The sequence below is a fragment of the Flavobacterium pedocola genome, assembly GCF_053764385.1.
Window position 1 is genome coordinate 1 of record NZ_JBSNCR010000017.1, and the last position, 3,110, is coordinate 3,110.

General features: G+C 48.6%; 3 protein-coding genes. All 3 read right to left on the bottom strand.

The genetic code is table 11. From position 1 onward, the window contains the following. The coding region (locus ACWPKD_RS15170) for an OmpA family protein (protein ID WP_455413535.1) at positions 1-1,847 on the bottom strand (1,847 nt) is incomplete at its 3' end. Positions 1,848-1,865: 18 nt separating this feature from the next. Further along, on the bottom strand, positions 1,866-2,789 hold the full coding sequence (locus ACWPKD_RS15175; RefSeq protein WP_455413536.1) for a PorP/SprF family type IX secretion system membrane protein: 924 nt from the start codon (positions 2,787-2,789) through the stop codon (positions 1,866-1,868). 66 nt (positions 2,790-2,855) lie between these two features. Beyond that, positions 2,856-3,110: gliding motility-associated C-terminal domain-containing protein (locus ACWPKD_RS15180; RefSeq protein WP_455413537.1), on the bottom strand; the 255-nt coding region annotated here is incomplete at its 5' end.

Here is a 3,110-nt window from a genome sequence, read left to right on the forward strand (position 1 = left end):
ATAAACTCCGAACGACGGTTCTTAGCATGTTCCTCCTCGGTGCAGTCGGCGCACTGTACTTTCGGTTCGCTCTCCCCGAAGCCTTTGCCGGAGATTCGCTCCTTGGCAATACCTTTAGAGATCACATATTGTACCGTAGATTTAGCACGTCTGTCCGACAGGTTCATGTTGAAGCTGTCCGTACCGCGGCTGTCCGTGTGTGATTTTACCATGATCACCATGTTCGGGCTGTTCTTCATCACCTGAACTAACTTGTCCAGTTCGAAGGCACCGGCCTTAGTAATGTTGCTCTTGTTGTATTCGAAGAAGATGTCGTTTAAGATCACTTCCGTCTCCGTTACGATCACATCGATCGGATCCAACTCTGCGATTACCGGTTTCTCCCCGCCTTGGGTCTTGTCCACCGCGATGGTCTTGCTCACAAAGCCGTCTTTGGATACCTGCAGCGTATACGGTTTGTCACAGTCCACTGCATAGCCCACAAAACCGTCGGCCGTAGTGTATTTGGTTTCGATCACGTTGTTGCGGTCGTCCAAAATCGCTACAGAAGCACCGGATAACAGTTCGCCTGTTTTAGCGTTTTTAACGGTGGTCTGGATCTGTACCCCACATACCGGGATGGCCATGAAGATATCATCCTGCCCGCCACGGTTACTGGAGAAGAATCCTGTTTTCTGCTCGGTGTTGAAGGTAAAGGCAAAATCGTCTTTCTCCGAGTTTACCGGTTTACCCACGTTTTTCACTTCCATGCCTTTGTTTAAATCCACCACAAAAACATCCATACCTCCAAAACCTTGTTTAGCGTCTGAAGAGAAGTACAGTTTGTTCTCATCGGTGACAAACGGGAAGTTCTCGCGGCCTTCTGTATTGATAGCCGTTAGGTTCTCCGGGGTACCGTAATCGTTGCCGTTTACCGTTACCTTCCAGATATCCGATTGTCCCACTCCGCCCGGCATGTCCGAGGAGAAGTATAAGGTCTTTCCGTCTTTACTGATGCTTGGGTTCCCTACGTTGTAGTCTTTGTTGTTCAGTGGAAGCGCTTGGATGTTGGTCCATTTGCCGTCCGCCATAGTCGCTTTGTAAAGCCCTACCTTACCGTATTTCAGTTTCTTGGCCTTGTCCTTGTCGAACACCTGGTCGCGGAAGGTCTCACTGGCAAAGTACATCGTGGTGCCGTCCGCACTGATCGTGGCCGGTCCGTCGTGCCATTTGCTGTTGGTGCCTTCTACCTCTGTGGGTTTGCTGTAGGTGCCGTCTGCGTTTTTAGTGGCTTTGTACAAATCCAGGTACGGCTCGTCGTTATACCCGTAGTTTTTTCTTGAGGTATTGCGCGCACTGGCGAAGTACAAGGTATTGTCATTAGTCAGTACCGCCCCGAAGTCCGACTTCTCGCTGTTGATGTCCATCGTTTTGGAATCGAACAGTTTCTGTTGTGCCGTCAGTCTTGGGATGTAGTCCGGCTCTTTTTTAAAGGCCACCGCTCTTTGGTCGTTAGGAGCCAAGGCTGCGAACTTCTCCATCTGCGCATTGGATTCGGCGTATTTGCCATCGGCCTTTAGCATCTGGGCATAGCGGTAGTAAATCTCCGCTTCCTGTTTCTCTTCCGTTGCCTTAGCATACCATTTGGCTGCCTCCTGGGTGTTGAACATATTGTAATAGCTGTCGGCAAGCTGACGGTACACGTAATTGTCCGCCTTGCCCGCGCTAACCAGTTTTAAGTACTGCTCAGCGGCGTCCATATACTCGTAACGGTTGTAGAGCTTGTCAGCCTCCTGAGTGTTTTTGTTTTGTGCTGATGCTAATAAACCAGCGAATACAAAACTTAAAGTGATATAGGTTTTCTTCATGTTATAATCGCGGTTAAATTAGAAAAATCTCGGTGAGGTGGATACTTTCTTAGAGAAGCTCACATCCCATAACAGCATGAACTCGTGAGACGATTTGGTCTTCGCGTTAAGATCCGAGATAATGTGGTCGTATGCATAACCGATGCGAAGGTCCTTGGTGATCCCGAAGTTCACCATCGCCCCGAAGGAATCCTCCAGACGGTAGGTTAACCCAAGCTCCAGTTTCTCATACAAAAGCGTGTTTAAAGACGCATCCAGTGAGGTCGGCGCGTTGAAGGCCGATTTCACCATCGCAAAAGGTTTTAACTTCACATTCTCGTTGATGTCGAACACATAACCCCCCGTCACAAAATAATGCGAGGCTTCCGAACCGAACTCCCTGCCGTTAAAGTCAAGGTGTTTCGATTTTAGCATGTTCGGTACCGATACCCCTAAATAGTATTTGTTGGTATAGTAGAACAAGCCCGCTCCGATGTTCAAAAACGTGTTGCTGGTGTTCTCCGCAAAAGCAGGGTCGTTCAGATCCGGAACGTGACCGTTACCGATATCGTCATACAACGCTACCTTGTGGAACGTCGCCCCACCTTTCATCCCGAAGGCCAGTTTGTGCTCCTCGTTCAGCTTTAAGGTATACGAGAAGTCCGCATACGCATTGGTCTCCTCAACAGGACCGATCTTATCATTGATCACCGACAACCCCAATCCAACATTCTTCCCCACAGGGCTGTGGCCGAAAAAAGTAGCCGTGGTCGGTGCATCTTCGATCTCAACCCATTGCTTGCGGTACAAAAGCCCCAAAGACAAATTGTCCTTCGAACCAGCATACGCCGGGTTCATAACACTCATATTGTACATATACTGCGTATAGTGAGGATCCTGTTGGGCATAACCTTCCGTTACTCCCAGCAAGCCCACCAAAACACCTAAATATAGTTTCTTCATTACTTGTATTGTTTTATTTTTTTGAAAGCGCACTGCCCCTTAAAAAGAAGCAGTGCCTTTCTTTATTTATTGCTCTCTGTTGATGTATACCCAACCCGTTTTGGTCGATCCGTCTCCCGCTTCAATTACGAAGTAGTACGTTCCATCCGGTAACTCATCGCCACCTTTGGACTGACCGTGCCACTGGTTCGTGTAGCCACTGCCGTGCTCGTAAACCGTAGTTCCGTAACGGTTGAAGATCTGTACCTTTCTCGCACCTAAACCTTCAAGATCCCAACCATCGTTCAAACCGTCGCCGTTTGGTGAGATACCTTTAGGGAT